This is a genomic window from Microvirga soli, assembly GCF_016734765.1.
GTDB lineage: Bacteria > Pseudomonadota > Alphaproteobacteria > Rhizobiales > Beijerinckiaceae > Microvirga > Microvirga soli.
This window is the reverse complement of sequence record NZ_JAERQE010000148.1, coordinates 1-1,147: the sequence shown is the minus strand read 5'-3', so window position 1 is coordinate 1,147 and position 1,147 is coordinate 1. Positions and strand designations below refer to the sequence as shown.

1 protein-coding gene is annotated in these 1,147 nt (G+C 63.9%); it reads left to right on the top strand.

Annotated elements, in window-relative coordinates:
- Positions 1-8 precede the first annotated feature (8 nt).
- The coding region (locus JKL45_RS29590; protein ID WP_201865342.1) for an ABC transporter substrate-binding protein at positions 9-1,147 on the top strand (1,139 nt) is incomplete at its 3' end.

Below are 1,147 nucleotides of genomic sequence, written 5' to 3'. Positions count from 1 at the left end.
GAACATTCCTGGGGGCTGCGGGTGCTGTGGCCATGACGCTGGCCTTGAGCGGGGCGGCCTTGGCGCAGGAGACGGTGAAGATCGGCCTCATTCTGCCGATGACGGGGCCGTTCGCCTCCACGGGCCGGCAGATCGAAGCGGCGGCCAAGCTGTACATGCAGCAGCAGGGCGACACGGTGGCGGGCAAGAAGATCCAGCTGATCGTGAAGGATGACACGGGTGTGGCGGACGTGACCAAGCGTCTGGCCCAGGAGCTGATCGTCAACGACAAGATCAGCGTCATGGCCGGCTTCGGCCTCACCCCGCTGGCACTTGCGCCGGCACCGCTCGCCACACAGGCCAAAGTTCCCCAAGTCGTCATGGCTGCCGCCACGGCGACGATCACGGAAGCCTCGCCCTTCATCGTTCGCACGAGCTTCACCCTGCCGCAGGCCACCGTGCCGATGGCGGATTGGGCCTCGCAGAACGGCATCAAGAAGGTCGTCACCCTGGTGTCGGATTACGGCCCCGGCATCGACGCCGAGAAGGCGTTCACCGGTGCGTTCACAGGCAAAGGCGGTCAGGTGGAGAACCTGCGGGTGCCGTTGGCCAACCCCGACTTCTCGCCCTTCCTGCAGAAGGTCGCTGACGCCAAGCCCGACGCATTGTTCGTGTTCGTGCCCTCCGGTATCGGTGCGCAGTTCATGAAGCAGTTCGTGGAGCGCGGCCTCGACAAGAGCGGTGTCAAGCTGATCGGCCCCGGCGACGTGACGGATGACGACATCCTGAACGGCATGGGCGATGTTGCTCTCGGAGCTATCACCACGCAGCACTATTCGACAGCGCACGACAGCCCTGAGAACAAGGCGTTTGTGGAGGCGTTCAAGAAGGCCAACAACGGGATGCGTCCGAACTTCATGGCGGTGGGCGGCTATGACGGCATGCACCTGATCTACGAGGGCCTGAAGAAGACCAACGGCCAGGGCGGTCAGGCGCTGATCGACGCCATGAAGGGCATGAGCTGGACCAGCCCGCGCGGGCCGGTGTCGATCGACCCGCAGACCCGCGACATCATCCAGAACATCTATGTGCGCAAGGTCGAGCGTAAGGACGGGGAGCTCTACAACGTGGAGTTCGCCACGATCCCGAACGTCAAGGATCCGGTCAA